This window comes from Alteromonas sp. AWJ4_197, from assembly GCF_056160285.1.
On the sequence record NZ_JBSWWW010000003.1, the window covers coordinates 297,623 to 322,088 of the forward strand.

Here is a 24,466-nt window from a genome sequence, read left to right on the forward strand (position 1 = left end):
GAAAACAATTATCATTTATGATTTAATGAATTTGTTTGGTTATGTGTACGGTTTTGTTATGCAAAAAGGTTTACTGGAACTGGAGAGTCATATCCGCAAAGGCGACGAGCCGGACAGCCCCCTGCTTGTCGATACCTACTTGCGCCGCATTGAACATGCATCTTCTTTATTGCTTTCCACGTATGAGAAAGTGAGTTTGTACATCCACGCAGCCAGGTTGTTACTCGACACCGTATGCGACTGTTTTGTGGTGACGCACTGGCGGCACCACTGCCTTAACCAGATATACCGGCCGTTGTTAGCAGCACAACGTATGGTGACCTGCGACGACGAAGACCAGTTAATCCGTCAGTTCCGGCGGGAATTGAACATCCTGGCTCAATATTTTTTGTGAAGGACACAACATGTCAGAATATCGTATCGAAAAAGACAGTATGGGTGAACTTGAGGTACCTGCAAAAGCACTTTACGGCGCGCAGACTCAACGGGCAGTAAATAATTTTCCGGTGAGCGGCCAGCCAATGCCCCGCCCTTTTATTGAAGCGCTGGTGACCATTAAAAAAGCCGCCGCCAAAGCAAACTTATCTTTAGACTGTATAAACGCATCCACCAGCCACAACATCGTTAAAGCCTGTGATACTTTGCTGAACGATGATCAGATGATGCAGCATTTCCCGGTGGATGTGTTTCAGACCGGTTCCGGCACCAGCTCTAACATGAATGCCAACGAAGTGATTGCCACTCTGGCGAATAAGGCCGGCAGTGTTAATGTGCACCCCAACGACCACGTGAATTATGGTCAGAGCAGCAACGATGTGATCCCTACCTCTATCCACGTCAGCGCAGCAATTCAGGTACACCGCGTATTGCTTCCGGCGCTGACGCATCTGTCAGAAACCATCGGTGAAAAAGCGCAAACCCTGAAGGGTTATTGTAAAACCGGCAGAACTCACCTGATGGATGCCATGCCGGTTCGCATGGATCAGAGCCTGGGTGGCTGGAAAGCGCAGATTGACGCGCAAATCAATGCAATTCAGAACCTGCAGCCTGCCCTGCAAACCCTTGCTCTGGGCGGAACTGCGGTAGGTACCGGTGTGAATGCTCATCCCGATTTTTCTTTTGCATTTAACCGTGAATTGTCTGCTCTTACGGATATTGACTTTCAACCCGGCGACAACTTCTTCGCGCTGATTGGCTCCCAGGACACCGCCGTTTCACTTTCAGGCCAGTTGAAGGCCACCGCCGTGACAATGATGAAAATAGCCAACGATCTGCGCTGGATGAACTCAGGCCCGCTGGCCGGACTGGGTGAAATCGCGTTGCCTGCTCTGCAACCGGGCTCATCTATCATGCCGGGCAAAGTTAACCCGGTTATTCCGGAAGCTGTTGCAATGGCGGCAGCACAGGTCATTGGCAACGATGCGGCAATCACCATTGGTGGCCAATCAGGTAATTTCGAACTGAATGTGATGCTGCCTGTGATTGCGTCCAACCTGCTGAACAGCCTGACACTCATTGCAAACAGCGCCACCATTCTGGCTGACAAAGCCATCGCCGGTTTCACAGTAAATCAGGAAACGCTGGAAAAAGCCCTGCACCGCAATCCGATTCTGGTGACCGCTCTGAACCCGGTCATCGGTTACGCCAACGCCGCAGAAATTGCCAAGAAGGCATACAAAGAGCAGCGTCCTGTGGTAGATGTCGCTGAGGATATGACAGACATTCCCCGCGAGGAACTGATGAAGCTTATGGATCCGATGAAACTGACAGAAAATACCGGAGAATAAAATGCACAGCGCCCGTTACGGGCGCTGTCTATTAAAGCTGTGGTCAGGATGGAACCTGAGCAAGGTTGTCTTTAAGAAACTCGGGAGCCAAATCTGCTCCGTTGGGCCAGGCAACGGTTTCCAATTCCTGATCGACAAATACTTTTGCGAAATAGGCTTCTTGCTTTAGGGGATCGAAAACCGGACCACTAAGCTTTCCCCGAAGATCCACTTCTCCTGCAGTTCCGTCGTTAAAACATACCCACAATTTAAAATCTTCCAGATATTTCGCACTTACTACATGAAGCATAACGTTACTCCAGCGGTTTGATTTTATTGAGCGGCTTACCACACTGTGCCCGGTGCCAGTTTTCAAGTAACTCCATCCGGTGAGCGGAAATCCACTCGTTAATTATATTTACCGCACGAACCGGCAACTTGCCACTTATTATAGTACCGTCAAACGCAAAAGGGATTTCTGTTAAACCTGACCTTATTCAATCCTTTCGTACAGCAATACTCAGCGGCTGCGCCACAGAACTTTGCCAATGATATCTGCCGGTTTTACCCAGCCTATTTGTTCAGAAGTGATTGATTCAGCAATATTGTCGCCACCGAGATAGAGCCCGAGTTCAGGTTCCACAGAAATAACCCTTTTGATAAGCAGGCCGCGGGACTGACAACGAAAAGCGACAATGTCGTTAATGCGGGGGAGTCGCCAGAAAAGATGGCGCACCAGCACGAACGTACCGGCACTCAGTGCCGGCTCCATGCTGCGGCCATCGACGACGAGAAGTTTCAGCATCAGGCAAGTTTAGGATAGACCACTTGCTCTGCAGGCGGATACGGGCACGTAGCTGTGTAGGTTGCAATATCTTTGGAAGCCCAGAAGTATTCCGCAAACTGATTGACCAGATTAAGCAGCTCCACACCTTTGTCGCGACTGGTATGTTGCTTACAGGCAGAACCGGCCATCATGATTTTGTGTGCCAGTTCATGAACATCAGGAAATTTTTCAATTTGTGGTGCTTTAAAATAGTCACCCCAGATCACTCTGATTTCCTGTTTTACCTTTTCCGCATGTATTTCTTTTTCACGTACAAGTCGAACAAGCTGAGCCGGATTTTCACCGTTTAACTCTTCAATCAGATCAGCAAAGCGGATAACACTCAGCGCAGCCAGCTGTGCGCTGACGGGATCATAAATTTTGCAGGGAATATCACAGTGGGCACTGGCGCGCTCAAAATTGACCAGAGCATCCACTTTTTCAAGCAACTTATGGAACATGATTAATCTCCCTGCGTTAACGACTGGCGCTTGACGACTTTGTAAATCGCAAAGGCACATGCTGCGGCCGCTGCGGCAATGGAAGCATAAAACAGAACATGAAGAACTGTACTCGTCCAGTGGGCGTGATCATGGCCGGGGTGTGCCCATAAAAAAGGGCTGAACAGAACCAGCGATAACGCCAGTTGAAGCTTAAAAGACAGGTGTCTTAACATGCGGATGCTCCTTGTTAATTAATGTAGAGACCTTTGGTGGGTACTGATGTCGTCAGGTTTTATGGCGATGAAAGCAGGTCTCTGAAATTCTTCCGCTTCGCCGTGTCGCTTTTTAAACAGGTAGAGTTGTTCTGAGGCAATGCGCTTGCCCCAGACGGGCGCTGTTTCTGCAGGATTCGCCCTTTGAAGATGTTCAACATGCTGAAACACGCTAGTCAGCGCATTCAGAGCGAAGAGCAGATAGCCGTGCCGCTCGTAAAGATCGGCCAGATTGTGATAGCTCACCAGCAATGCACCGATGGCAGGCCGGATGCAGGGTTCGCTTTCGACCATGGCAACGGCTAATTCGACTGCGCGTAAATACTTAAGCCGCGCACCTTCGAAAACATCCGCGTCAAAGTCTCTGTTTCCGTCTTTAATGACACGCTCCCAGATAACGTAATGAGCATGACATTCTTTATTCATAACCTCGCCATCAGGCATGCAGCACCGCCACATTGTAATAAGGCATGGTTGAAAGCAGTCCGGCAGCCCGTATTTCAATGGCGCTCTTATAATGAACCAATCCGAGCTTGAAATATGCATCGCTAAGCAAGTCACCGAGCGACTCCAGCTTCAGTCGCATGGCGTCATTATCTCCCCCGTCCACTTCCAGCAAAATGGCTGCAATATCAAACGCACACCCAAGATAGGCAATAGCCTCTCTGTACTGGCCATCGGCATATAACATTGAGCCCTGATATTCATCTCTTGCCAGAAAGTGCACAGCCTGTTCCGGGTGGCTGTACACCCATTCAGTATGTTTTGGACACAGGAAGGTAATATCCATAATGACATCCTCTACGGTGAACAAGATTAGGTGATTTCCCGTTTTCTTAAGTCTACCTTAGATGCGAATGGATAATAATGCAAATGATAATTGTTACTATTTGATAGTAAATTTTATATCTCTGCTGAGCGCCTGGGATCAGAGCTCAAACAGGAAGTAATATCCGAAACCCACCAGGAAAGCCGGTATGCCGGAATAGAGCGTTGCCAGCAGCGCAGCGCGGGGAGAAAGCGCAATAGCCGGAAACAGCGCGTCTCCGTCGTTACTGATTGCGTTACCCAGTTGCGCAGAAAACGGCAGTGCGCCATTGAGGTACAGCGTGGTAACAAGTATTTGCGGACCACAACCGGGTAAGAAGCCGATGAGGATAGCCAGTGCTACGGCACTTGCCCCCATAGACTGAAATACATCGACTAAATCTACACCGAAGACCAGCATACTGATCTCAAAAAGCATGAACGCCATGATCACCCATACCAGCACGAATTGCGTGTCCAGTGCAGCCTTTCGTTTCCAGTCAGGGGGCTGTGACCCCGGATCTTCACTGGTTAATGAGGAATATCCCGTGCCCACACTTCCCGTAGCCCAGAGCGTAACACTCACAATTGCGAGAACAGCGCCTGACAGGATGAGTTGTTGCTCAGAAACAGGTAAATAGTCCGCAGGACTAATTTGCAGCGCCAAAGCCATGGCGATAAGCAGAGCAGGAATACTGATCACCAGCCAGAAACGTGTTGCCAGCCCGGTCAGTGCTTTGCTTACTCTCATGGACGCAGAAGTGTGACTGTCGTCCTGAGGACTGCTGAACTCATCTTCAATAAGTTTAGGCCGGTAGTTGTGAAAACGGTTAACAATGATTCCGGTAAGTGACCCCACCACCATGCCGACGGCCATCACTGTGAGACCATCTGCCGGCTGCCGGGCCAACAGTAAGAATGCCGCATCACCCATTGTACTGGTGAGCACTGCCACAACGGAACCGAAGCTTGCTACCCCTCTTGTGTATTGAGTAACAACAATGATTGCGCCACCGCAGCCGGGTAAAGCCCCCAGAAAAGCGGCAATGAAGACTTCATAAAACGGATGGCGGGCAATGAACCGGCTGATGGTCTCTGCGGGCACCCGTAATGTACATAGGTAATACAACGCCAGAGATGCGTAAACAAAAGCCCCCACCTGAAAGAACGCGTCAGCAAGAACCTGCTGAGTCGTTTCACGGCTGAAAGGCCACCATAAAAAAGAAAGCAGAATAACAGGCAGAAACAGACGCTTGTTCACAAGCCAACCGTGTGATTTCAGTGCAATACGCATCGTTTGCATTGTAGAAACAGATTCATTCATTTTGCTTCTCAAAAGCCTGCCCGCAATTTAACCCATTGATATGGATTACCCCTGAATAGAATCATAGGATCAGCTGAGATAAAACTCAAATAAAAATCATTCTCATTAGCATAAATTCAATCTGTACTAGATGAGTGAAAATCATTATCATTACAAATTAGACTTTAGTTTATTTTGCATTAGATTTCAGGGACCGACATTCATGCTTTTCTCCTTAGTTGCCTTTCTCACTGCGCTGGCGGGAATGGCCTTACTGTACTTTTCCAATAAAAACCAGCGGTTTGCGTCTTCGCAGGGAGGTCCCGCTTTCAGGTACGCCGGCTATATTTTCCTCGGCGCTTCCCTGGTGATCTGGTTACAAATCATGACTGTCGCCGCAGCCATATTTACCTGGGCTCTTCTGCTGGCGGTGCTGTCCGTCATTGTGCCTGTTATGACGTTATTTAAAGCGGGAAAGGTAACGTGATATGAGCAGGCTTAAGCAAGAACAAAAAATCCGTACCGACTGGTGGAGTAAGAGTATTGCCTGCTGCTTACTTGGCCTGACTTTATCCTTCGCAATTGTGGGACTATTCGCCTGGTATGGCCCGGGCGGGATCGGTGCCGTTAATAAGGACCAGTTTACCATGTGGATGGTCCCCTTCATCTGGTTGATAATCGTGGCATTTGGTTTTCTGTTTAAATCTGGCCGCAGTGCCTTTCTTTGGCTCGGAGCAGCAAACCTGGCTTGCTGGGGTCTTTTTGCCTTACTCAGGAGCGCAGTATGAAAATCCGCAGCGACATTATCCGTATCTATCAATCTGTACATACCTGGACAGGTATAACATCGGGCCTTGTACTCTTTATTGCCTTTTTCGCCGGTGCACTAACCATGTTCAAAGCCCCCATTACAGAATGGGCTATACCCGCTGATACGCATTTACCTCAGGTAGAACTGAATGAATATGATACGTTGATTCAACAGGCCGCAGCGGCGCATAAAAATGTTGTCAAAGGTTTTACTGTCAGCCTTGAAGAAAATCAATCTCCGCTTTTCTGGTATGAACAGGGTGGTGGAAGGGGTATCTCTCTGAACAGTGTGATTCTCAGTGCCTCGTTAAACGAACATGGTGAAGTGTACTCCAGCGTCAGCGAACAAAATGTGCTCGGAGATCTGATTGATCAACTGCACAGAACCGCAGGCATTCCCGGTAAAGTCGGACACGAAGATCTTGGCGTGGTGATAATGGGCATTGCCTCTGCACTCTACTTTGTTGCGCTGGTATCGGGGGTTATCTTTCTGCTGCCAACACTGGTGAAAAGCTTCTTCTCGCTTCGCCAGAAGAAAGGAGCCAGCCGTTTCTGGCTCGACACCCATAATCTGCTCGGCATCACCAGCCTGCCCTTCCACCTGATCATTGCCTGGACTGTGGTAGTGTTTGCTTTTCATGACATCATCTACGACGGACTGGACTACATTTATGGCGATGAGCCCATGTTTCAGCGCGGCGGTCAGTCTTCTGACGTCTACCCGCTTTCTGCCTTACCGCCGATGTCCAGTTTCATACAGAAGGTGAATGAAACCACAACAGGGTACCGGGTCAAACAACTCAGCTTTTCAAATCTGGATACAGAAAGAGCATCTGTACGCATTGATGTTGCAGGGGAAGGTGTGCTCCAGCGTACTGCCGATTCTGACGTGATCTTAATGCACCCTTTCACACAACAAGTTACCTACTCCACACTCAGCAGTGATGAAAATGGCGAATACTGGCCGCTGGTAAAAAGCTTATTTGCGCTGCATTTTGGTAACTTTGCAGGTACGTTTGGCCGCTGGGTATACTTCTTTTTAGGCCTGATGGGTGCAGCATTGTTCTACACAGGAAATTTACTGTGGCTGGAAAAGAGACGAAAGAAGCAGGCAGTGCAATCCACATCTAACGCGGTCATGGCAAACCTCACTGTTGGTGTGTGCGTGGGGTCAATGCTGGGCGTGGCAGCAACATTACTTTCTTCAAAATGGATGTACATATTCGGACAGCCGGTAAATCAGTCATACCTTTGGGTTTATTTCACTGTGTTCCTGCTGGCGTTGGCCTACAGCTTCCTGAAAGGTGCTGCACGCAGCGCCATTCATTTGCAACTCTTGTTGAGTTTATGTTGTGCTTGTATTCCTGTCACTACGCTTATCAGTCTCGTTTTACCCGCAGTATCGTGGCGGCTCACAGCCAGTAATCTGTGGATTGAAGCGACAGCCTGTATCTTCGCTTATGTATTTTTTAAAGGTGCTTTGAAGACCCGTGCGCGGGCTTTACGGGGAGAGAAAAATAGCATCTGGTATATAAAAGACGCTTCCGTTGATTCGCCTTCCGCGTCTGGCAAAATAGTGACGGAATGATAGCCATGACTATTGAAAAACAGCGGCAATTCGGGTCACGCCCCAAACCATGAAAACGGCTCATACAACCATTAATTAATATCAATATTCATCATAGTTAACTCGCCCTACAATCAGCTCAACACATTAAATGTTAGTTTTTGTTTTGAGCATGGGGCACCAGACTATTATGAGTAGCGATTTCACTTATTCCATTAAGACCGTTCGCTTTGATGAGCACTACTCTCCTGCGGACGATACACGTCTTACCACGAACTTTGCAAACCTGGCCCGTGGTGAAGCCCGCCGGGAAAACCTGCGCAAAGCAATTAACATGATCAATAACAACTTCAATAGTCTGGCACACTGGGATAACCCTAAAAAAGACCGTTATTCCGTTGAACTCGATATCGTGCATGTCGACGTTGATGTTGAAGGCAATGGTGAGACCTTCCCGACGATTGAAATATTGAAAACCAGCGTTGTCGATCATTATACGAATAAACGTATTGAAGGCATTGTGGGTAACAATTTCTCTTCTTATGTGCGCGACTACGATTTCAGTGTGGTGTTACGCAAGCACAATGAGGGAAAAGACCATTTCTCTGTACCGGATAACTATGGTGAACTACACGGAAAAATGTTTCAGGACTTCATCAGTTCCGGCGCTTATAAAGAGAACTTCAGTAAACCGCCGGTGATCTGCCTGAGTGTTTCAGACAACAAAACCTATCACCGTACCAGTAATCAGCACCCGGTGTTAGGCACGGAATATAAACCTGATGAAACATCGTTAACGGAGCAGTATTTCAGAACCATGGGCATGAAAGTTCGTTATTTTATGCCTGTTAACAGCTCAGCGCCCTATGCGTTCTTTTTCTTCGGTGATCTGTTGAACGACTACAGCTTACTGGAGCTCATCAGCACGCTGAGCACCATGGAAACCTTCCAGAAGATTTATCGTCCGGAAATCTACAACACGAATTCTGTCGCTGGTGAGGTGTACAAGCCAAGTTTAAGAAATCACGATTATTCCGTTACTCAGGTGGTGTACGACAAGGAAGAACGCGCCCGCCTTGCCATCGAGCAGGGTAAATGGTGCGAAGAAAACTTCATTCAGAAACATCAAAATACGCTTCAGCAATGGGCCTCTGGCGTTGCTGCGTCAGCAATCTGATTTTAAGGTACAGGTAGTATTACAATGACAAAATTATTCCCGACCTCCACCGCCGGAAGTCTGCCAAAACCATCGTGGCTGGCGCAACCTGAACAGCTCTGGTCTCCATGGAAACTTGAGGGAGAAGCCCTCGCTGCAGGTAAAAACGATGCCCTTAGAGTGACGCTGCAAGAACAGGAAAAATCAGGTATCGATATTGTCAGTGACGGTGAACAGACCCGTCAGCACTTTGTCACAACCTTCATTGAAAACTTAAGCGGCGTTGACTTTGAAAATAAAAAAACAGTCAGAATTCGTAACCGCTACGATGCCAGCGTGCCCGGTATCGTCGGCCCGGTAAGCCGCCAGAAACCTGTGTTCACTGACGATGCTAAGTTCCTGCGGGCGCAAACCGATCGCCCCATCAAGTGGGCACTTCCCGGTCCGATGACCATGGTTGATACGCTCTATGATGATTATTATAAAGATCGTAAAACGTTAGCTTTCGAATTCGCAAAAGCGTTGAATGAAGAAGCTAAAGAGCTTGAAGCCGCAGGCGTGAATATTATTCAGTTTGATGAGCCTGCCTTTAACGTGTTCCTCGATGAAGTTAATGAGTGGGGAATCGAAGCGCTGGAAAAAGCCTGTGAAGGTTTAAAATGCGAGACTGCCGTTCACATTTGTTATGGCTACGGCATTAAAGCCAATACAGACTGGAAAAAAACTCTCGGAGCAGAGTGGCGTCATTATGAAAAAACGTTCCCTGCCATTCAGCAATCAAGCATCGACATTATTTCACTGGAGTGCCACAACGGGCGTGTGCCATTTGAAGTCCTTGAGTTACTTAAGGGTAAGAAAGTCATGGTTGGCGCCATTGATGTGGCTACCCCGGAAATTGAAACGGCAGAAGAAGTGGCAGCGACTATCCGGGAAGCACTGAAATACGTTGATGCGGACAAGCTTTATCCTTGTACCAACTGCGGCATGGCTCCTCTTTCCCGGGACATTGCGAGGGGTAAGCTTGAGGCCCTGGCAGCGGGCGCTGATATTGTCAGAAAAGAGCTATCTGCTCAATATCTGTTTTCTTGGGGATTGAAGCACATTAACCGTATTAACCGGTAATGTGCTTCCGATATATTTTTTGCCCGGCCGGCGAGACTTATAAATTAAATGCTGATAACGGGTGGGCGGATTGCAAGGTGAGTAATACCCGCTGCTCCGGCATTACTTTCAATTCATGAGACACTCTTACACTCACAGTTTCCCCCGAATCCAGCGCAGCGAACAATAATCTGCTGCCACCTTCAAAGCGGCTGCGTAACACCGTCGCGTTTGCCTGCTCCGGCTTTTCGGTAATAATCACATCGTCGGGCCTTACCAGCAACTCCACTAATTCTTGCTGATTGACAGTTGAATACACCGGTGCGCTGCCGATGGCGGTTTCTACTTTATTGCCGGAAATACGCCCTTTGAGAAAACTGGCTTCACCAAGAAAACGTGCAACAAATTTACTGGCCGGCTTTTCAAAACACTGCTCAGGTGTATCCAGTTGTTCAAGCACACCTTTATTTAAGATCCCCACTCTGTCACCGACCGACAGGGCTTCATCCTGATCGTGGGTTACCCAAATTGCCGGTACACCCGCCTTTTTGAGGGCATCACGAATATCCCAGCGTAAGCTGTCTTTTAATGCGGCATCCAAATTGGAGAGCGGTTCGTCGAGTAATACATAAGCAGGCTCATGTGCCAGCGTTCTGGCCAATGCTACCCGCTGCTTTTGTCCACCGGATAACCGTGCTGGCTTAGCGTGCCGGAAGTCACTCAGTCCCAGTAATTCCAACCAGTGATCAGCCAACATATTGTCTTTCAATCTGAACTGAACATTTTGCTCTACGGTGAGATGGGGAAAGAGTGCAAAGTCCTGGAACACCATCCCCACGTTGCGTTTTTCCGGTGGTACCGATTTTTCTGGCGTGGAAACCCATCCACCCTGAGCAATTTTCCCTTCAGTTACGGGGATCAAACCCGCGAGTGCTTGTAAAACTGTCGTTTTTCCACAACCGGTGGGCCCGACTAACATTAAGATCTCGCTTTCGTTAAGCTTAAGATCTAAATTTCGCACTACCCGATTAGATCCATAATCGACTGATAAACCATTAACTTCTAGCATCAGGAATGTTGACTCTCATTAACTGAAAATTCTGCTTTTCGCTCGCCGGTAAGCATCAGGATTAACCCGAGCCCGGAAATAAACACCAGACATAAACCAGGTACGGCGGCACGTCCGAAATAGCCAGCTTCATAAACACGCCACAGGTACGTTGCTAACGTTTCAAAACCTGTAGGCCCGAGCATCAATGTTGCCGGTAATTCACGCATCACTTCAAGGAAAACCAATGCGGCACCGGCAATCATGCCCCGCGCAGTCAGAGGTAAGGTAATACGGAAAAACGCTTCTCTGGGCGAAGCCCCCAGTACCCGCGCAGCGTTTACCAGGCCACCATCCTGATTCTCAGTAGTACTGCGAACTGTACTCACAGCCAGCGGCAAAAAGCGCAATACATAGGCAATCACCAGCAAGCCCAGCGTCTGATACAGTACCGGAATTTGTAATCCGAGATAAACCAGCGCTGTGCCCATTACAATGCCGGGGACACCGAATCCAAAATACGTTATTCGCTCAAAGAATCGCCCTACCCGGCCGGCAATAGCGGCATGGGCAACGGGAATCGCCAGAATGACTGCGACAACCGCGGCCATCATGGAGGCGTAGGCGGAATTCCATGCATAGGTAATATCAAAGCCTTCAGCTCCCTCCCGGGCCAGCCACAGCACAAAAATACCAAGAGGCAGAACCAGAGACAACAGAATAACCGGTGAGAACAGACTCACAAAACCAAGACTTTTCGCCGGATGAACATGTATTTGAATGTGTTTGCCCGGTCGTTCTTTAGCACCACGGATTTGAGATTCGATGAAGAGAATAAGCACGACTATCAGCATTAACTGCAGCGATAGCATGGCTGCCTGACTGAGACCAAAGGCGTTGTATTCCACGAATATTACCCGGGTAAATGTATCCAGCCCCATGATTGCCGGCGTCCCGAAATCCGATAGCGCATACAGCGCCGCCAGCAATGCCCCGGCGGCAATACTGTTTACGACCCGTGGCAAAACGATGCGCCAGATACTGGCAGTTAATGATAATCCTAATGTACGGGCAGCGTTTATCTGGCTGGCATCAAGGCTGAGCAGCGCGGAACGGGTGGTCATCATCACAAACGGATAAGTGTACAACGTCATGACCAGCCCTGCCCCCCACAGTCCTTCCAGGGATGGCATGGTCAAACCGGTAAAGCTCTCGATTTCGCCGCCCCGGCCGAAAGAAAAATAGAGGGTAAATGCGCCGAGGTAACTTGGCATAGCCAGCGGTGCTGCAAATAAAATTAGCCACAACCGCTTTAAAGGCAAACTGACATATGCTGTGAGTAACGCCAGGGGCACCCCGACCATCACAGCCCCTGCCACCGTGAGCCCCATCAATGCCAGCGTATTCATTAATACAGTGATATTTCTGGTATCAAAAAACGCAGCATCATCAGAGGCAAGGGAAAATAAAACCCCGACGGGTAAAATTGCAATCACCGCAATGATGATTGCAAAGGGGTACGATTTAGGCAGGTTTTTCACAGAACGCCAACATTCCTCATTAAGTCTAATGTCGGTCTTATATCAGCTAACTTACGAAGATCCAAATCAGGAGGAGAAATACTGCTCAGAGGCGTGAGACCATCAGGCGGCGCTACGCCGCCGACCAGTGGAATTTCATAGGCTTCAGACGCCAGATAAGATTGCACTTCTCTGGTCAGCAGGTAACGGATAAAGTTTACCGGTAAATCACCTTCAGTGAGCGAAATAATGCCGGAGGCATTCACCAGGCACCCCGCATCACCTTTTGTGTAGGCAATATCTACGGTGGCATCCGGCTTGCCGGACTTAAGCCTTAACGTGTAGTAGTGATTGGCAAAGCCCAGGTCCACCTCACCACGCTCAACGCCCATCACCACACCGAGTTCACCGGCATATTTCTTCGCCCTGCTATTCACACCTTTCAGCCAGTTGGCCGTTGCTTTCTCACCTTCGAGAATGCGCATTGCGGTGACAAATGACTGAAAAGAGGCGTATGCAGGTGCCCAGCCTAGCTTTAAATCAGTGTCGGCAAGGGCCATCACACTGTCAGGGATCTGGTCTGCACTCACCCGCTCAGTATTAAAAGGTAAAGTGCGGATACGTCCGGTTACCGGCGACCACATAGGGTACTGAAAACCCGGTTTCAGCTGATTGACCATGTCGTCTGGCAGGGGCTTTGCCAGCCCCTGATCAGTAATCATACCAATAGAACCGGTATCTACTGCCCAGAACAAATCCGCCCGTTTCACGCCGGCTTTAGCTTCGGCGACCAGCATATTGGCCAGCTCGGCCGTCGCACCGCGACGAATTTGTAAATTCAGTTCCGGGTTCTTTTTCTTGATCGCTTCAAGGACGTTCTCGTAAAGTCCGCCTTCGCCTCTGCCAAGATAAAGCGTGAGGTCGCCTTTCAATTTTGGCAGTGAATCAACAGATACCGCGGTTGCCGGAATAGCGAAGGACATGCCGGGTAACAGCCCGAAACCGCCAGCTAAACCAGCCAGTCCCAGGCCCCGGACGAATGTTCTGCGTTGCATAGTGATTCCTTAAAACACGCTCTTACGATTTTTTTCTGCTTCTGCCAGCAACGCATAGGCTTTATCTAACTTAACCTGCATGGCGTTGACAACTTCACGCACTGCATCCACGCCTTTGTCTTGCTCGATAGCTTGCGGTAAAGATACGTTAAAATCTTTCTCAAGATCTTCAACCAGTGGCGCATCCAATTCAATTAGCGCACCTTCAATACCTTCAAAACGTTGCAGGTAGGTATCAAACACCAGTGTGGTTGCCACTTCAGACAACTGTTCTGCATACTTTGCTACTACGCGGTCAAGACGTACTTTGATGTCATCAATGACTTCTGTTGGCGTTGTCGGTTCAGCTTCGGTGGTCTGAACCTGCTCGATAAGCCCTTTTTTCTGATATTGAGAGGCCAGTTTTACCGCCCCCAGGCCCTGCCAGAGGGCATGTACCAGTTTTGCCTCTTCAGCACGGACGGCTGTCGTAGCGGCCCCGCTATCGATGGCTGTTTTTACACCGTAAATGCCTTGCCAGATTGTGGCGTAAACAGGCACATACTGTGTCTCAATGGCTGAATGGAAATCTACTTCTTCCCAGTACTCAATCATAACGTCAGTATCGACTTTTCCTTTGCCCTGCTTTTCGTAGGCATCAACGACGGCACCAAATTTATCTTCCAGCCACTGCACTTCTTCTGAGTATTCGCCCAGGTGCGCGTGAAGGTTATTTACGTGATCACCGATAGCACCATTTGCTGATACCTGAGAAGAAAAACTGCCGGTAGAAAGTGCCAGCACTAAGGCAATTTTACAACGGGTTGATCCTGAGAAAGTCATGATTAATCCTTAAATGTTCATTTTTTGAAAATGATACTTATTATCAATTGGCAAGTAAAGCCATAGACGTTATGTGTTATAACAGTCAAACATACTCTGTCGCAGAAGAAAATCCCATGAATGCAAACACAAGTGAATGCCGCAATGAACGCAGCAGATGGGTGAAAGTAGCAACAGGTGCGGCGGTGTGCGTGGCTTCCCTGCTCTGCCTGCTAAAAATCGGCGGCTGGTTTATCACTGGTTCTGCTGCCATTCTCGGCTCACTTGCCGACAGTGGTATCGATTTACTGGTCAGTGTTGCAGCCGCAGGTGTGGCCTCATATGCCGCCCTTCAACCTGATACCAATCACAAATTTGGACACCATAAAGCAGAAGCGTTATTCGCTCTTGGCCAGGTCGCCCTGATAAGTGCTTCGGCATCGCTGGTATTGTGGGAGTCGGTGCATCATCTTGTGGATCCGGAACCGGTTACCCGACCTGACATTGCGGTTGGCGTACTTCTGTTTTCGCTGATTGCAACCATTCTGCTGGTATCATTCCAGACGCTGGCATTAAAGCGAACCCGTTCATTAATCATTCAGTCTGACCGGGCTCATTACATTGGCGACATCTTTGCTATTACCGGTGCGCTGCTGGCAGTATTCACAGGTAGTTACTACGATATTCCAAGACTGGATGCCGTGGCCGGTTTGACAATGGGATTAGTTCTCACACATTCCGCCTGGCAGGTAACAAAAATAGCCATTCCCCAACTCATGGACGAAGAGTTGCCTGCCGAAGATAAAGAAACCATAAAACAAATTCTTGAAGCCAATTCCAATGTTCTGAGCTATCACGCTTTGCGTACCCGCCGCGCCGGTGATAAGAGCTTTATACAGCTCGACATTCAGCTTGATGCCGGACTGTCTTTCCGCGAAGCCCACGACATCACCGATGAAGTTGAATTGCAGATAGAAGGTGCATTTACCGACGCCGACGTAATTATTCATGCTGATCCCGAGGGCGAAGCCAGACTTGAACGCAGGGTCATCGAGGATGTAGAGGATTATCCGGCGTCCGGTTCACAGTGATCAGGACACATCACGAAAATAAAAACAATTATCATTTGGATTTAACTTAAGATAGAATTAGGCGCTTTCATACTTGCTGCCTCTGGCGATCCACGGTAGTCACTCTTCTAAAACCAAGTATTAAGATTATGTTTTCACGCTTCAGAGACAGATTGCTGAGGGCATCGTTTACTGGTGCTACGAAATGACCGTTGGCGCATTACTGGTAGCCCTTTACATATCAAATAATCAGAGGCGCAAAGCCCGGAAATAACTACAACACTTTGGAGACATTATGAAAACACCTGAAAACCGCTTAGCACCCGTGGCAACGGCTGTAATGCTGTCACTCACTCCCGCTCTGGCGATGGCGCAGGAAGCTGCTCCTTCCGATGACACCCTGGAACACGTTGAAGTGACCGGTAAATATACCGTAACAGAACGAATCGATACGGCCACAGGTCTGGGCCTGACGCTGCAGGAAACGCCGCAATCAGTGAGCGTTATCACTAAAGAGCGTATTCGTGACCAGGCGCTGGATACCGTCATTGACGTAGTACAAAACACAACAGGTGTGTCTTTCCGCATGTTGGATAATGTGCGGAACACCCTGCAGTCCCGTGGTTTCGATATCACCACTTACCAGATTGACGGCGTACCGTTACCCTGGAGTCTGGCGGCGGATTCCGGTGAAACTGTCGCAGATGTGGCGATTTTTGAGCGGGTTGAATTTGTACGCGGTTCTACCGGCCTGCTAACCGGTGTGGGCGATCCTTCCGGTTCTATAAACCTGGTGCGCAAGCATGCAGACAGCACTGATTTAGCGGGTGACGTGAGCTTTGCACTGGGCACATGGAACAATTTTGAAGTCATGGCAGACGTATCAACCGGACTGAATGACGAAGGCACTATTCGTGGCCGTGTAGTGGCCAAGTATGAAGACAGTGAATCTTACCTGGACATCTTCACAAACGAATCTACCGTACTGTACGGTGTTGTTGAAGGTGACATCACCGACAGAACGCTGGTGCGCGTAGGCATGAGCTACCAGAATAACGTACCAAAAGGTAACTTCTGGGGTGGTCTGGTAGGTTTATACAGTGACGGCACGCCGACAGACTGGGACGTATCAACCACCACGTCTGCTGACTGGACCCGCTGGGAAACGAAAAACACCAACATCTTTGCCAACGTAGAGCACACCTTTAACAACGGCTGGGAACTGCGTGTTAACTATAACCGCATGGATTACAAAAAGCCGGATGTCAGATTGCTATACGTGTACGGTTCACTGGATAAAGAAACCGGGGCCGGCCTTATTGCATGGCCCTACCGTGCAGAGGGCGAAAGCTCACTGGACAGCCTGGATATTCAGGTAAAGGGTGACTACAAGCTGTTTGATACCATGCATGAATTCGTTATTGGCGGTTTGTACAGTGACCAGTCTGCCATCGCTGAAACCTACTCTGTTGTGAGCAGCGACCCTCTTGCCATCTCTGATTTCTACACCTGGGGCAATGAGTGGAGCGAGCCGGTATGGACTGACGCGCCGGACACTGTTGCTCAGGACATGGATACCGAACAGAAAGGCTTTTACGCTGCCACCCGTCTTAACCTGACTGAGCAGTTAAAAGTGATTGCCGGTGGACGGATTGCCAGTTGGGAACGTTCCGGTAACAGCTACGGCACACCTACAGATTTTGGTGAAACAGGTGTATTTATTCCTTACGCCGGCCTGTTGTATGACGTAACAGAGCAGCACCGCGTTTACGCAAGCTACACCGATATTTTCCAGCCTCAGAATGCGGTAAACCGTTACGGTGAATACCTGGATTCCCTGCAGGGCGTTACCTATGAAATAGGTCTGAAGAGCCGCTTCCTTGACGAGCGTTTGAACACGGCTATCTCGGTATTTAAAATTGATCAGGATAACCTGGCTCAGGACGACATCGCTGAAGACGGTACGCCTTATTATGTTCCTGACTCGCCGGCCACCATTGCCCAGCGGGAAGCACAGGGTACTGAAAGTACCGGTTTTGAAGTGGAAGTGGTGGGTCAGCCCGTGGATGGCTGGAACATCAATGTGGGCTGGTCACAGTTTGAAGCCGAAGATGCGGAAGGTAACGACGTTAACCCAAGCTATCCCCGTAAGCAGTTCAAACTGTTCACTACCTACAACTTTATCGACAGCATGCCGGGCCTCACCATTGGTGGTGGTGTGAACTGGATGGACGAAGTGTCGCAAAGCGGTGTTACCCAGGAAGCCGTTGCCATTACAAACCTGATGGCAAAATACAGCTTCAGCGACCGGGTCGACGTTCAGCTTAACGTAAACAATCTGTTTGACGAAGAGTACTACAACTACATCTCAAGCAACGCGCAAATCCAGTATGGTCAACCGCGTTTCACACAAGTGAGATTTAACTACTCGTTCTGATAACAGGACAGATACGCCCGGCACATGCCGGGCGTTTTATTTATTCTGCTGACTGGCTCTGCTGAGAACTGTTTTCTAATAATCGGGTAGCGGTATATTCGTTTGTGATGAGACCGTTTAGCAGCCCTGATTTTAACGCGCCGTTTATGGCTGCGATTTTTTCTTCTCCGGCCGCAATGCCAATAATGGTGGTTCCGGCGAGATCCTGCAGCGACATACTGGTGACACACCGGTTGATAGGACTGTCGATTAATTGCCCCTGACCATCAAATATCCAGCTTATCATTTCACCTGCCGCACCGGCAGTTTCCAGATTATCAAGCGTGTCCTTTGCTATAAACCCGTCGATATGTAGCGGTGACACGGTCCCCAAATGACCTATCCCGACGAAAGCAACGTCAGCTTTTAATGCCAGCGCTCTGACATTACTGACATGGGGCAAATTATGCCATTGCTGCTTGTCCTCCTCAGAGGGCGCAATAACCGGCAATGGCATGGGAAAGTGTCTGGCTCCTGCCCGTTCTGCGACGTGCACGGCGACATCATAACGGCTGGCAGATCCATCATGTGCAATATTGCCCACCAGCGAAACAATGTTGTGCTGAGGGCATTGCAGTGCTGTTAACTCGTCGGCGCAGGCCCGCAGAATTCTTCCGGTACCAAGAGCGACAGTTCTCGGGTGCTGACCTTTAAGATACCGTTCCAGTTCGGCTGCGCCTGCCTGAGCCAGACCTGCTGTTGAGTGCGGATTATCCGCATCACTGGGCACAACTTCGCACTGGTGTAACCCGAAAACCTCTTTCAACTGACTTGCCAGTTCCATACACCGCTTCACAGGGTGCTGGAGGCGTACCTTGATCAATCCCTCTGACACAGCAAGCGCGACAAGCCGCTGAGCAGATTGTCTGGATGTATGTAACTGTCTGGCTATTTCATCCTGTGTTTTTCCGGCGACATAATAGAGCCAGCCAGCTCTGGCAGCATCTTCGTATTTTTGTTGAGCTGCAGATAAAGTAGATGACATGGGCGCCTCTAATCTTTAATCAGTTCCGGGAACTGAGCTTTAAAATCGTGCCAGTTTGCCAGCGTCTCAGATGGTTTACCATCGGTTTGTTGCAAGTGACTGCCGCCGGTGAAATGCCGCCAGTGCATGCCGGCCGAAACCGCAGCTTGTAATCCCGGAGCAGAATCCTCAATGACCAGACAATGCGCGGGAGCCTGACCGGCACTGGCCGCTACATGTAAAAATAAGTCCGGTGCAGGCTTGCCCCGTGCAACGTCTCCGGCAGTAAAAATCTGAGGTTCGCTGAAGTACCGGTTAAGCCCTGTCGCTGCCAACGCCACAGCCGTCCGCGTCCGGCTGCTGCTGGTCGCCAGTGCATAAGGTACTGATAAATTTGACAACACTGTTTCCACACCGCTCACCGGTTGCAGACGCTCAGTGAACGCAATTTTCAGCTTCTCATCAAAATCAGCCTTGATTTGTTCTGTCACGGTTAACTGGAACTGCTCCGCCAGCATGTCTTTTACATGGCCAAAGCTGCGCCCCAGAAAGTGCTGCTGAAAAAACGCTGTCTCCAGAGAGATATTCTGCTTTGCAAGCAATTGCTGCCACACTTGCATGCTCAGGACTTCGCTGTCGATGAGCACTCCGTCACAATCAAAGATCACCATTGAAATACTTGCCACAGCACCTCCTTCGTAACAGCTTTCTAACCGGTAGTATGTTTCATCTGCACGCACGCTGCGCGCACTACGTTGTAACCTGCAGGTTACGGAATAGCAAAAAAATCGTATGTAAGACAGCCCCCTTTGTTAACGACATGTTGACTTAATCAGCACAATCTGGGAATATGCCCACACAGTTGGCATTTGCCAAAAAATATATAATGCGGCGACTTTGTCTATGACCAGAAGCAGTAACGAAGTAAATCTACATCAACTGGAAGAAGAACAGCTTCCGGTTGCAAAACATAGTCTGAAAGGCTGGCGACATTTTCTCGGCTTGTATGCCGGTGAACATGTTGCAGCCTCTGAATTCGTATTCGGCGCAACCTTTGTTGCTCTGGGTGCCTCAATGACAGATATCCTTATCGGTCTGTTGATAGGCAATATTCTGGCTGTACTCAGCTGGACATTCATCACCACGCCGATAGCAGTGGAAACCCGGCTCAGCTTGTATACATACCTGCAAAAGATCGCCGGCGACTCTATGACCAGACTCTATAACTGGGCAAACGTGATTATTTTTACTGTCATTTCAGCAGCTATGATTACGGTTTCTGCAACAGCAGTACGTTTTGCTCTGAATATACCGGCCCAACTTAACTGGTATCCCACTAACCCGTGGTTCGTTCTTGTTGTTCTGGCTGTGGGAATCATCGTAGTGCTGGTCGCCATGTATGGATTCAACGCAGTATCCAATTTTTCAGGGATCTGTGCCCCCTGGCTTTTTGTCATGTTTATCAGCGGACCGCTCGTCCTCATGCCGGAACTGGCCAATGCCGTTACCGGTGATACGCGGGTATCAGACTGGGCTGAATTCATGCACATCGGCAGCATTTCAGTATGGACAGGACTCGATGCCAACGGCAATCCCGGCATAGGCCTGATGGAAGTTATCGGGTTTTCATGGGCAGCCAATACGATAACGCATTTCGGCTTAATCGATATGGCACTGTTGCGCTATGCAAAAAAGCGGAGCTACGGTCTGTGCACCTCGGCGGGCATGTTATTCGGTCATTATATCGCCTGGATTTCAGCCGGTATCATGGGCGCTGGTACAGCGGTACTGGTACAAAAATCAATCACAGAGCTGGACCCGGGAGACGTCGCATTTCATGCATTGGGCTTGTCAGGTCTGGTGATTGTTATCGTAGCCGGATGGACAACAGCGAATGCCAACCTTTACAGAGCAGGCCTGGCTGCCCAGGCGATTTTTAGCAATCACTCCCGGAATAAAACCACTTTTATGGTAGGAATAGTCACTGTCGTCATTGCCTGTTTCCCGTTTGTTTTCACCAAATTACTTCCGCTGTTAACTTACGCAGGTTTGTTAGTGGTGCCGGTCGGCGGCATTGTGTTTGCCGAGCATTTTGTCTTTCCCCGCCTGGGTTTGACACGCTACTGGGCACACTACAGAAAAATAACCCACAGTAAACCCGCTGTTACCGCCTGGGCAGCAGGTCTGGTATTCGGTTTCGGACTTAACGCGCTGGATGTTATCTCTTTCTATTATCTGTTTTTGCCGACCTGGATTTTTACCATCTTGCTCTACACGGCAATGGCGAAACGTCATGGTGCAGCAGAAAAATACCCGCAGGAAGAAGCAGACTTACGCACCTACGATGAGCAGGTCGAAACCTTTCAGGCAAAACAAGCCGAACAACTGCCTGTACAGCAAGACGATAATTCGCTCTTCACGAATGTCCTCACTGTGCTTGCCCGGGGAAGCCTGCTAATCACGGTACTGCTTGCCGGCTATACCATGTTTTTCTCAGCCGGAATGGAGCAATACGTTACCAACCGTACTCTGTTTTTCAATGCCGGATTTGCCTGCACTCTGGCCTACTTCGCTTCTGCTTACTGGGCAATGAAACGCCGGCAGCGCACTTCTCTTTCTTCATCTGTGGAATAACTATGTCTGTTCAACCTGTAAATCTTAACAATGCGGCTCTCTCTTCATTGCCGCCCCACATTCTTCGTCCTGCCTATGACAGGGCTGCATTACGCACGGGCATTGTTCATGTAGGGGTCGGTGGTTTCCATCGCGCTCATCAGGCTTTTTATACCGATCAATTCATGGGCAAAAGTGGCAATACGAACTGGGGGATCTGTGGTATCGGCCTGAGAGAAGGTGACAGTAAAATCCGTGATGTGCTTAAGAAGCAGGACTATTTATATTCCTTATTAGTGAAAGATCCGGAAGGTTGCGCATCTTTACAGGTCATCGGGTGTTTGACCGGTTTTCTGATGGCAAATGAAAACCCGCAGGCCGTTATTGATAAAATGGCCAGTCCGGACACGAAAATAGTCTCACTTACGATTACCGAAGGTGGATACAACTTTATCCCCTCTACCGGCGAATTCGATTTTTCCCATGCTGATGTACAACATGATCTGGCCAATCCTGATTCACCCAGGATGGTATTCGGCTATCTTGCCAGCGCTCTGAAACAGCGCCGGGCATCCGGACTTGCTCCGTTTACTGTGCAGTCCTGTGACAATATTCAGCACAATGGTGATGTAACACGAAAAATGCTGACCAGCTATATCAGGTCTTACGATGAAGAAATGGCAGACTGGGTGTCAGAGAATGTCGCTTTTCCCAATGCCATGGTTGACCGCATTACGCCTGTCACCACAGCAGATGATATTGCTCAGGTAGCAGCGCTGGGTCTGATTGATGAGTGGCCTGTAACCTGCGAACCGTTTCATCAGTGGGTGATTGAAGAGCGCTTCTCTGACGGCCGTCCCGGCTGGGAGAAAACAGGCGCTCAGTTTGTGGAAGATGTAACGCCTTATGAAACCATGAAAATCAGGCTACTGAACGCCGGCCACACGGTATTGGGTATCCTTGGATCACTACATGGCTTTTCTACGATTGATGAAACTGTCGCTCACCCTGCGTTTTCCTCTTTTGTCCGTCGCTTCATGGACACGGAAGCCACACCGGTGCTTTCGCCGGTAGCAGGAATTAATCTGGATGAATATAAGAACACTCTGATCGCCCGCTTTGCAAATCCTTTTATTAAAGATAGCCTTACGCGGATTTGTTCCCAGAGCGCATCTAAAATATCTACCTTTCTGGTACCCACGATTAAGGAAAACGTAGAGCAAAAAGGACAAACAGAATGCGCGGCACTGGTTATTGCAGCCTGGTGCTATTACAGCTACTACCGTGCAACACAGCAGGGAACAGCTTTAGAGGTGACTGATGATCACGCAGAAATCCTTCAAAGCGTTGCCGGAGGCTCTGAAAGTCAGGCCAGAGCATTTATCGGATTAAGCGGTATCTTTGGAAATCTGGCAAAAGAGCCCGCTTTCGCGGACCCTTATTTGCAGTATGTCAGTTCACTGTTTAACGGTGAACCGGTTCAGGCGCTGATTGAGAAGACAAACAACCATTTCAGCTAAGATAGGGCCCGGTGCTACGCTGCCCATAGCACCAGGCCAAACTTCACGCCAAATGACTCTCAAACGTGCTGCCATGGTATTGTTTTTTTACCAGCCCCTTTTTCTGTAGCGCCGGCATGAGCTCGCTGCACACTCTTTCGAAGCAATTCCGGCTCCCGCCGGGCAATGCGATAAAGCCATCAATGGCTCCGCTGTTGAACCATGTTTCAATTTCATCTGCAGCCTGCTGCGCTGTACCGATAATGATCCAGTGGCCTGAGCCTGCTACCTCCGGTCTTGCCATAAGAGCTTCGAGCGTAACCGGCCCGTTTTTTACCACGTTGCGGATTAACTCACTGTGAGTTTTGCTTCTTACCTGTCTCACGGGTTGCAATACGGACTCATCCAGAACTGTCATGCTGAGGAGTTCGCCGACCTCTAAACCCAACGAAGAGGCCACCAGTTGATGGTGGCGGTGGGTGAGCGTGTTGTCCCTGGTTTCGCGAAACAGCTTCAGCGCTTCTTCGTATGAACCGGCTAGAAACAGCGATAACCCCGGCAAAATCCGGATGTCATCAGCCTGTCTTCCGGCCTCCTCAGCCCGCTGCCGTAGATCTGCCCGTAACGCTTTCGCACTGTTCATATCCGGCGTTGCAGCAAATACTCCTCTGGCGATTTTAGCGGCGAAGTTTTTCCCGGTTTCCGATGCCCCGGCCTGAAATAAGGGCACGTCTCCGGCACTGTGACCGCTTAACGTCAGAGGACCTTTGCATGCCAACTGTTTACCCTCAAAATTGATTGCCTTAATTTGCGACGGTTCGGCATAGCGCCCGACTTCTTTATCATGGAGCAGCGCCCGGGGCGGAAAGCTGTGCCATAACTGCTGCACCGCTGATACAAATTCATCCGCTCTTTCATACCGGCTTTCTGTACCGGGCATGGCCGGCAGACCAAAGTTCTCGTGTCCGTCGAGTGCGGTAACCACGTTCCACCCTGCCCGCCCGCCGCTGATATGATGTAACGACTGGAGTTGCCGGGCGATAACATAGGGAGAATGAAATGTTGTCGATGCCGTGGTCAGCAAACCAATTTTTGATGTGCCCATGGCTACTGCGGTGAGCAGAAGAGTCGGATCCAGTCCGCTAAAGCCCACCGAGCTGGCCAGCGCTGACGGGTCAATAAACAAAGAGTCCGGCCTGAAAACAAAGTCCATGCAGGCAGATTCGGCGAGTTGCGCCAGCCCTGTGTAATAAAGCGGGTCATACAGCCTTTCCACTTCACTGTCTGGCCTGCGCCAGGCATTGCCTGACATCCAGGTAACGGCCAGTGACATACCGGTGAGTAAAGTCCTGTTGTGACGGGTCATGCG

The 24,466-nt window shown here is 49.4% G+C and carries 26 protein-coding genes; 11 read left to right on the forward strand and 15 right to left on the reverse strand.

What is annotated here, in order from left to right; translation table 11 throughout:
- The first annotated feature begins 58 nt into the window (after window positions 1-58).
- Window positions 59-394: a hypothetical protein gene (locus tag ACXAGC_RS07900; protein WP_303573418.1), complete on the forward strand. Its 336-nt coding sequence runs from the start codon at window positions 59-61 to the stop codon at window positions 392-394.
- Between the two features lie 10 nt (window positions 395-404).
- On the forward strand, window positions 405-1,787 hold the full coding sequence (locus tag ACXAGC_RS07905) for a class II fumarate hydratase (protein ID WP_474843901.1): 1,383 nt from the start codon (window positions 405-407) through the stop codon (window positions 1,785-1,787).
- Between the two features lie 43 nt (window positions 1,788-1,830).
- Here ACXAGC_RS07905 and ACXAGC_RS07910 read toward each other — a convergent pair whose 3' ends face one another.
- The 8 genes from ACXAGC_RS07910 to ACXAGC_RS07945 all read right to left on the reverse strand — a co-directional run bounded on the left by ACXAGC_RS07910 (window position 1,831) and on the right by ACXAGC_RS07945 (window position 5,438).
- A complete protein-coding gene (locus ACXAGC_RS07910) occupies window positions 1,831-2,076 on the reverse strand; it encodes a DUF2442 domain-containing protein (RefSeq protein WP_474843903.1) in 246 nt (81 codons plus the stop codon).
- Window positions 2,077-2,080: 4 nt separating this feature from the next.
- The gene (locus ACXAGC_RS07915) at window positions 2,081-2,263 is read right to left on the reverse strand and encodes a DUF4160 domain-containing protein (protein ID WP_474844151.1); all 183 of its coding nucleotides are present in this window, start codon (window positions 2,261-2,263) and stop codon (window positions 2,081-2,083) included.
- A 23-nt stretch (window positions 2,264-2,286) separates the two neighbouring features.
- Entirely contained in the window at window positions 2,287-2,571 is a 285-nt protein-coding gene (locus ACXAGC_RS07920) for a S26 family signal peptidase (RefSeq protein WP_474843905.1), read from the reverse strand.
- Entirely contained in the window at window positions 2,571-3,053 is a 483-nt protein-coding gene (sodN, locus tag ACXAGC_RS07925; protein WP_474843907.1) for a superoxide dismutase, Ni, read from the reverse strand. The genes ACXAGC_RS07920 and sodN overlap by 1 nt, the downstream gene beginning before the upstream one ends.
- 2 nt (window positions 3,054-3,055) lie before the next feature.
- Entirely contained in the window at window positions 3,056-3,268 is a 213-nt protein-coding gene (locus tag ACXAGC_RS07930) for a hypothetical protein (protein WP_474843909.1), read from the reverse strand.
- A gap of 18 nt (window positions 3,269-3,286) precedes the next feature.
- Window positions 3,287-3,733 (reverse strand): hypothetical protein, encoded by a 447-nt coding sequence (locus tag ACXAGC_RS07935; RefSeq protein WP_474843911.1) that lies wholly within the window; start codon window positions 3,731-3,733, stop codon window positions 3,287-3,289.
- Window positions 3,734-3,743: 10 nt separating this feature from the next.
- Complete coding sequence (locus tag ACXAGC_RS07940; RefSeq protein WP_119499646.1) at window positions 3,744-4,097, reverse strand: hypothetical protein; 354 nt, start codon at window positions 4,095-4,097, stop codon at window positions 3,744-3,746.
- A 138-nt stretch (window positions 4,098-4,235) separates the two neighbouring features.
- Window positions 4,236-5,438, reverse strand: a complete 1,203-nt coding sequence (locus tag ACXAGC_RS07945) for a putative manganese transporter (RefSeq protein ID WP_474843913.1) — start codon at window positions 5,436-5,438, stop codon at window positions 4,236-4,238.
- Window positions 5,439-5,640: 202 nt separating this feature from the next.
- On the opposite strand from ACXAGC_RS07945, the gene ACXAGC_RS07950 reads away from it, so the two are divergent.
- From ACXAGC_RS07950 to ACXAGC_RS07970, 5 genes are all read left to right on the forward strand, one after another.
- Entirely contained in the window at window positions 5,641-5,904 is a 264-nt protein-coding gene (locus tag ACXAGC_RS07950) for a hypothetical protein (protein WP_474843915.1), read from the forward strand.
- A gap of 1 nt (window position 5,905) precedes the next feature.
- On the forward strand, window positions 5,906-6,205 hold the full coding sequence (locus tag ACXAGC_RS07955) for a hypothetical protein (protein ID WP_474843917.1): 300 nt from the start codon (window positions 5,906-5,908) through the stop codon (window positions 6,203-6,205).
- Entirely contained in the window at window positions 6,202-7,815 is a 1,614-nt protein-coding gene (locus tag ACXAGC_RS07960; RefSeq protein WP_474843919.1) for a PepSY-associated TM helix domain-containing protein, read from the forward strand. Before ACXAGC_RS07955 ends, ACXAGC_RS07960 begins: the two co-directional genes overlap by 4 nt.
- Window positions 7,816-7,984: 169 nt before the next feature.
- A complete protein-coding gene (locus tag ACXAGC_RS07965) occupies window positions 7,985-8,971 on the forward strand; it encodes a DUF1852 domain-containing protein (protein ID WP_474843921.1) in 987 nt (328 codons plus the stop codon).
- A gap of 24 nt (window positions 8,972-8,995) precedes the next feature.
- Complete coding sequence (locus ACXAGC_RS07970) at window positions 8,996-10,072, forward strand: methionine synthase (RefSeq protein ID WP_474843923.1); 1,077 nt, start codon at window positions 8,996-8,998, stop codon at window positions 10,070-10,072.
- 37 nt (window positions 10,073-10,109) lie between these two features.
- Here ACXAGC_RS07970 and ACXAGC_RS07975 read toward each other — a convergent pair whose 3' ends face one another.
- Genes ACXAGC_RS07975 through ACXAGC_RS07990 form a run of 4 tightly spaced genes read right to left on the reverse strand, consistent with a single transcriptional unit; the run spans window position 10,110 to window position 14,496 of the window.
- A complete protein-coding gene (locus ACXAGC_RS07975; RefSeq protein ID WP_474843925.1) occupies window positions 10,110-11,120 on the reverse strand; it encodes an ABC transporter ATP-binding protein in 1,011 nt (336 codons plus the stop codon).
- Window positions 11,120-12,640 (reverse strand): ABC transporter permease, encoded by a 1,521-nt coding sequence (locus ACXAGC_RS07980; RefSeq protein ID WP_474843926.1) that lies wholly within the window; start codon window positions 12,638-12,640, stop codon window positions 11,120-11,122. The genes ACXAGC_RS07975 and ACXAGC_RS07980 overlap by 1 nt, the downstream gene beginning before the upstream one ends.
- Window positions 12,637-13,674 (reverse strand): extracellular solute-binding protein, encoded by a 1,038-nt coding sequence (locus ACXAGC_RS07985; protein ID WP_474843927.1) that lies wholly within the window; start codon window positions 13,672-13,674, stop codon window positions 12,637-12,639. The genes ACXAGC_RS07980 and ACXAGC_RS07985 overlap by 4 nt, the downstream gene beginning before the upstream one ends.
- Window positions 13,675-13,683: 9 nt before the next feature.
- Window positions 13,684-14,496, reverse strand: a complete 813-nt coding sequence (locus ACXAGC_RS07990) for a hypothetical protein (protein ID WP_474843928.1) — start codon at window positions 14,494-14,496, stop codon at window positions 13,684-13,686.
- Window positions 14,497-14,612: 116 nt separating this feature from the next.
- On the opposite strand from ACXAGC_RS07990, the gene ACXAGC_RS07995 reads away from it, so the two are divergent.
- Both ACXAGC_RS07995 and ACXAGC_RS08000 read left to right on the forward strand, forming a co-directional pair.
- Complete coding sequence (locus tag ACXAGC_RS07995; RefSeq protein ID WP_474843929.1) at window positions 14,613-15,566, forward strand: cation diffusion facilitator family transporter; 954 nt, start codon at window positions 14,613-14,615, stop codon at window positions 15,564-15,566.
- A 274-nt stretch (window positions 15,567-15,840) separates the two neighbouring features.
- Complete coding sequence (locus ACXAGC_RS08000; RefSeq protein WP_474843930.1) at window positions 15,841-17,982, forward strand: TonB-dependent siderophore receptor; 2,142 nt, start codon at window positions 15,841-15,843, stop codon at window positions 17,980-17,982.
- Window positions 17,983-18,022: 40 nt separating this feature from the next.
- Here ACXAGC_RS08000 and ACXAGC_RS08005 read toward each other — a convergent pair whose 3' ends face one another.
- Complete coding sequence (locus ACXAGC_RS08005) at window positions 18,023-19,006, reverse strand: sugar-binding transcriptional regulator (RefSeq protein WP_474843931.1); 984 nt, start codon at window positions 19,004-19,006, stop codon at window positions 18,023-18,025.
- Window positions 19,007-19,014: 8 nt separating this feature from the next.
- Complete coding sequence (locus ACXAGC_RS08010) at window positions 19,015-19,671, reverse strand: HAD family hydrolase (protein ID WP_474843932.1); 657 nt, start codon at window positions 19,669-19,671, stop codon at window positions 19,015-19,017.
- A 217-nt stretch (window positions 19,672-19,888) separates the two neighbouring features.
- Between ACXAGC_RS08010 and ACXAGC_RS08015 the strand changes: the two genes are divergently transcribed.
- Together ACXAGC_RS08015 and ACXAGC_RS08020 are read left to right on the forward strand one after the other, a co-directional pair.
- Window positions 19,889-21,619, forward strand: coding sequence for a purine-cytosine permease family protein (locus ACXAGC_RS08015; protein WP_474843933.1), 1,731 nt, complete (start codon window positions 19,889-19,891; stop codon window positions 21,617-21,619).
- 2 nt (window positions 21,620-21,621) lie between these two features.
- Window positions 21,622-23,118 carry a mannitol dehydrogenase family protein gene (locus tag ACXAGC_RS08020; protein ID WP_474843934.1) on the forward strand — a complete coding sequence of 499 codons (1,497 nt, stop codon included), beginning with the start codon at window positions 21,622-21,624 and terminating at the stop codon, window positions 23,116-23,118.
- 43 nt (window positions 23,119-23,161) lie between these two features.
- Here ACXAGC_RS08020 and ACXAGC_RS08025 read toward each other — a convergent pair whose 3' ends face one another.
- The gene (locus tag ACXAGC_RS08025) at window positions 23,162-24,463 is read right to left on the reverse strand and encodes an NtaA/DmoA family FMN-dependent monooxygenase (protein ID WP_474843935.1); all 1,302 of its coding nucleotides are present in this window, start codon (window positions 24,461-24,463) and stop codon (window positions 23,162-23,164) included.
- Window positions 24,464-24,466: the final 3 nt, after the last annotated feature.

What these genes read in the sequence shown, in the direction of transcription:
- ACXAGC_RS07985 (WP_474843927.1), bottom strand. Translation starts at nt 13,674, where the DNA reads ATGCAACGCAGAACATTCGTCCGGGGCCTGGGACTGGCTGGTTTAGCT.
- ACXAGC_RS07995 (WP_474843929.1), top strand. Translation starts at nt 14,613, where the DNA reads ATGAATGCAAACACAAGTGAATGCCGCAATGAACGCAGCAGATGGGTG.
- ACXAGC_RS07960 (WP_474843919.1), top strand. Translation starts at nt 6,202, where the DNA reads ATGAAAATCCGCAGCGACATTATCCGTATCTATCAATCTGTACATACC.
- ACXAGC_RS07990 (WP_474843928.1), bottom strand. Translation starts at nt 14,496, where the DNA reads ATGACTTTCTCAGGATCAACCCGTTGTAAAATTGCCTTAGTGCTGGCA.
- ACXAGC_RS08005 (WP_474843931.1), bottom strand. Translation starts at nt 19,006, where the DNA reads ATGTCATCTACTTTATCTGCAGCTCAACAAAAATACGAAGATGCTGCC.
- ACXAGC_RS07910 (WP_474843903.1), bottom strand. Translation starts at nt 2,076, where the DNA reads ATGCTTCATGTAGTAAGTGCGAAATATCTGGAAGATTTTAAATTGTGG.
- ACXAGC_RS07920 (WP_474843905.1), bottom strand. Translation starts at nt 2,571, where the DNA reads ATGCTGAAACTTCTCGTCGTCGATGGCCGCAGCATGGAGCCGGCACTG.
- ACXAGC_RS07950 (WP_474843915.1), top strand. Translation starts at nt 5,641, where the DNA reads ATGCTTTTCTCCTTAGTTGCCTTTCTCACTGCGCTGGCGGGAATGGCC.
- ACXAGC_RS07940 (WP_119499646.1), bottom strand. Translation starts at nt 4,097, where the DNA reads ATGGATATTACCTTCCTGTGTCCAAAACATACTGAATGGGTGTACAGC.
- ACXAGC_RS08025 (WP_474843935.1), bottom strand. Translation starts at nt 24,463, where the DNA reads ATGACCCGTCACAACAGGACTTTACTCACCGGTATGTCACTGGCCGTT.
- ACXAGC_RS07965 (WP_474843921.1), top strand. Translation starts at nt 7,985, where the DNA reads ATGAGTAGCGATTTCACTTATTCCATTAAGACCGTTCGCTTTGATGAG.
- ACXAGC_RS07970 (WP_474843923.1), top strand. Translation starts at nt 8,996, where the DNA reads ATGACAAAATTATTCCCGACCTCCACCGCCGGAAGTCTGCCAAAACCA.
- ACXAGC_RS07955 (WP_474843917.1), top strand. Translation starts at nt 5,906, where the DNA reads ATGAGCAGGCTTAAGCAAGAACAAAAAATCCGTACCGACTGGTGGAGT.
- ACXAGC_RS07930 (WP_474843909.1), bottom strand. Translation starts at nt 3,268, where the DNA reads ATGTTAAGACACCTGTCTTTTAAGCTTCAACTGGCGTTATCGCTGGTT.
- ACXAGC_RS08020 (WP_474843934.1), top strand. Translation starts at nt 21,622, where the DNA reads ATGTCTGTTCAACCTGTAAATCTTAACAATGCGGCTCTCTCTTCATTG.
- ACXAGC_RS07900 (WP_303573418.1), top strand. Translation starts at nt 59, where the DNA reads ATGCAAAAAGGTTTACTGGAACTGGAGAGTCATATCCGCAAAGGCGAC.
- ACXAGC_RS07945 (WP_474843913.1), bottom strand. Translation starts at nt 5,438, where the DNA reads ATGAATGAATCTGTTTCTACAATGCAAACGATGCGTATTGCACTGAAA.
- sodN (WP_474843907.1), bottom strand. Translation starts at nt 3,053, where the DNA reads ATGTTCCATAAGTTGCTTGAAAAAGTGGATGCTCTGGTCAATTTTGAG.
- ACXAGC_RS07935 (WP_474843911.1), bottom strand. Translation starts at nt 3,733, where the DNA reads ATGAATAAAGAATGTCATGCTCATTACGTTATCTGGGAGCGTGTCATT.
- ACXAGC_RS08015 (WP_474843933.1), top strand. Translation starts at nt 19,889, where the DNA reads ATGACCAGAAGCAGTAACGAAGTAAATCTACATCAACTGGAAGAAGAA.
- ACXAGC_RS07905 (WP_474843901.1), top strand. Translation starts at nt 405, where the DNA reads ATGTCAGAATATCGTATCGAAAAAGACAGTATGGGTGAACTTGAGGTA.
- ACXAGC_RS07975 (WP_474843925.1), bottom strand. Translation starts at nt 11,120, where the DNA reads ATGCTAGAAGTTAATGGTTTATCAGTCGATTATGGATCTAATCGGGTA.
- ACXAGC_RS08000 (WP_474843930.1), top strand. Translation starts at nt 15,841, where the DNA reads ATGAAAACACCTGAAAACCGCTTAGCACCCGTGGCAACGGCTGTAATG.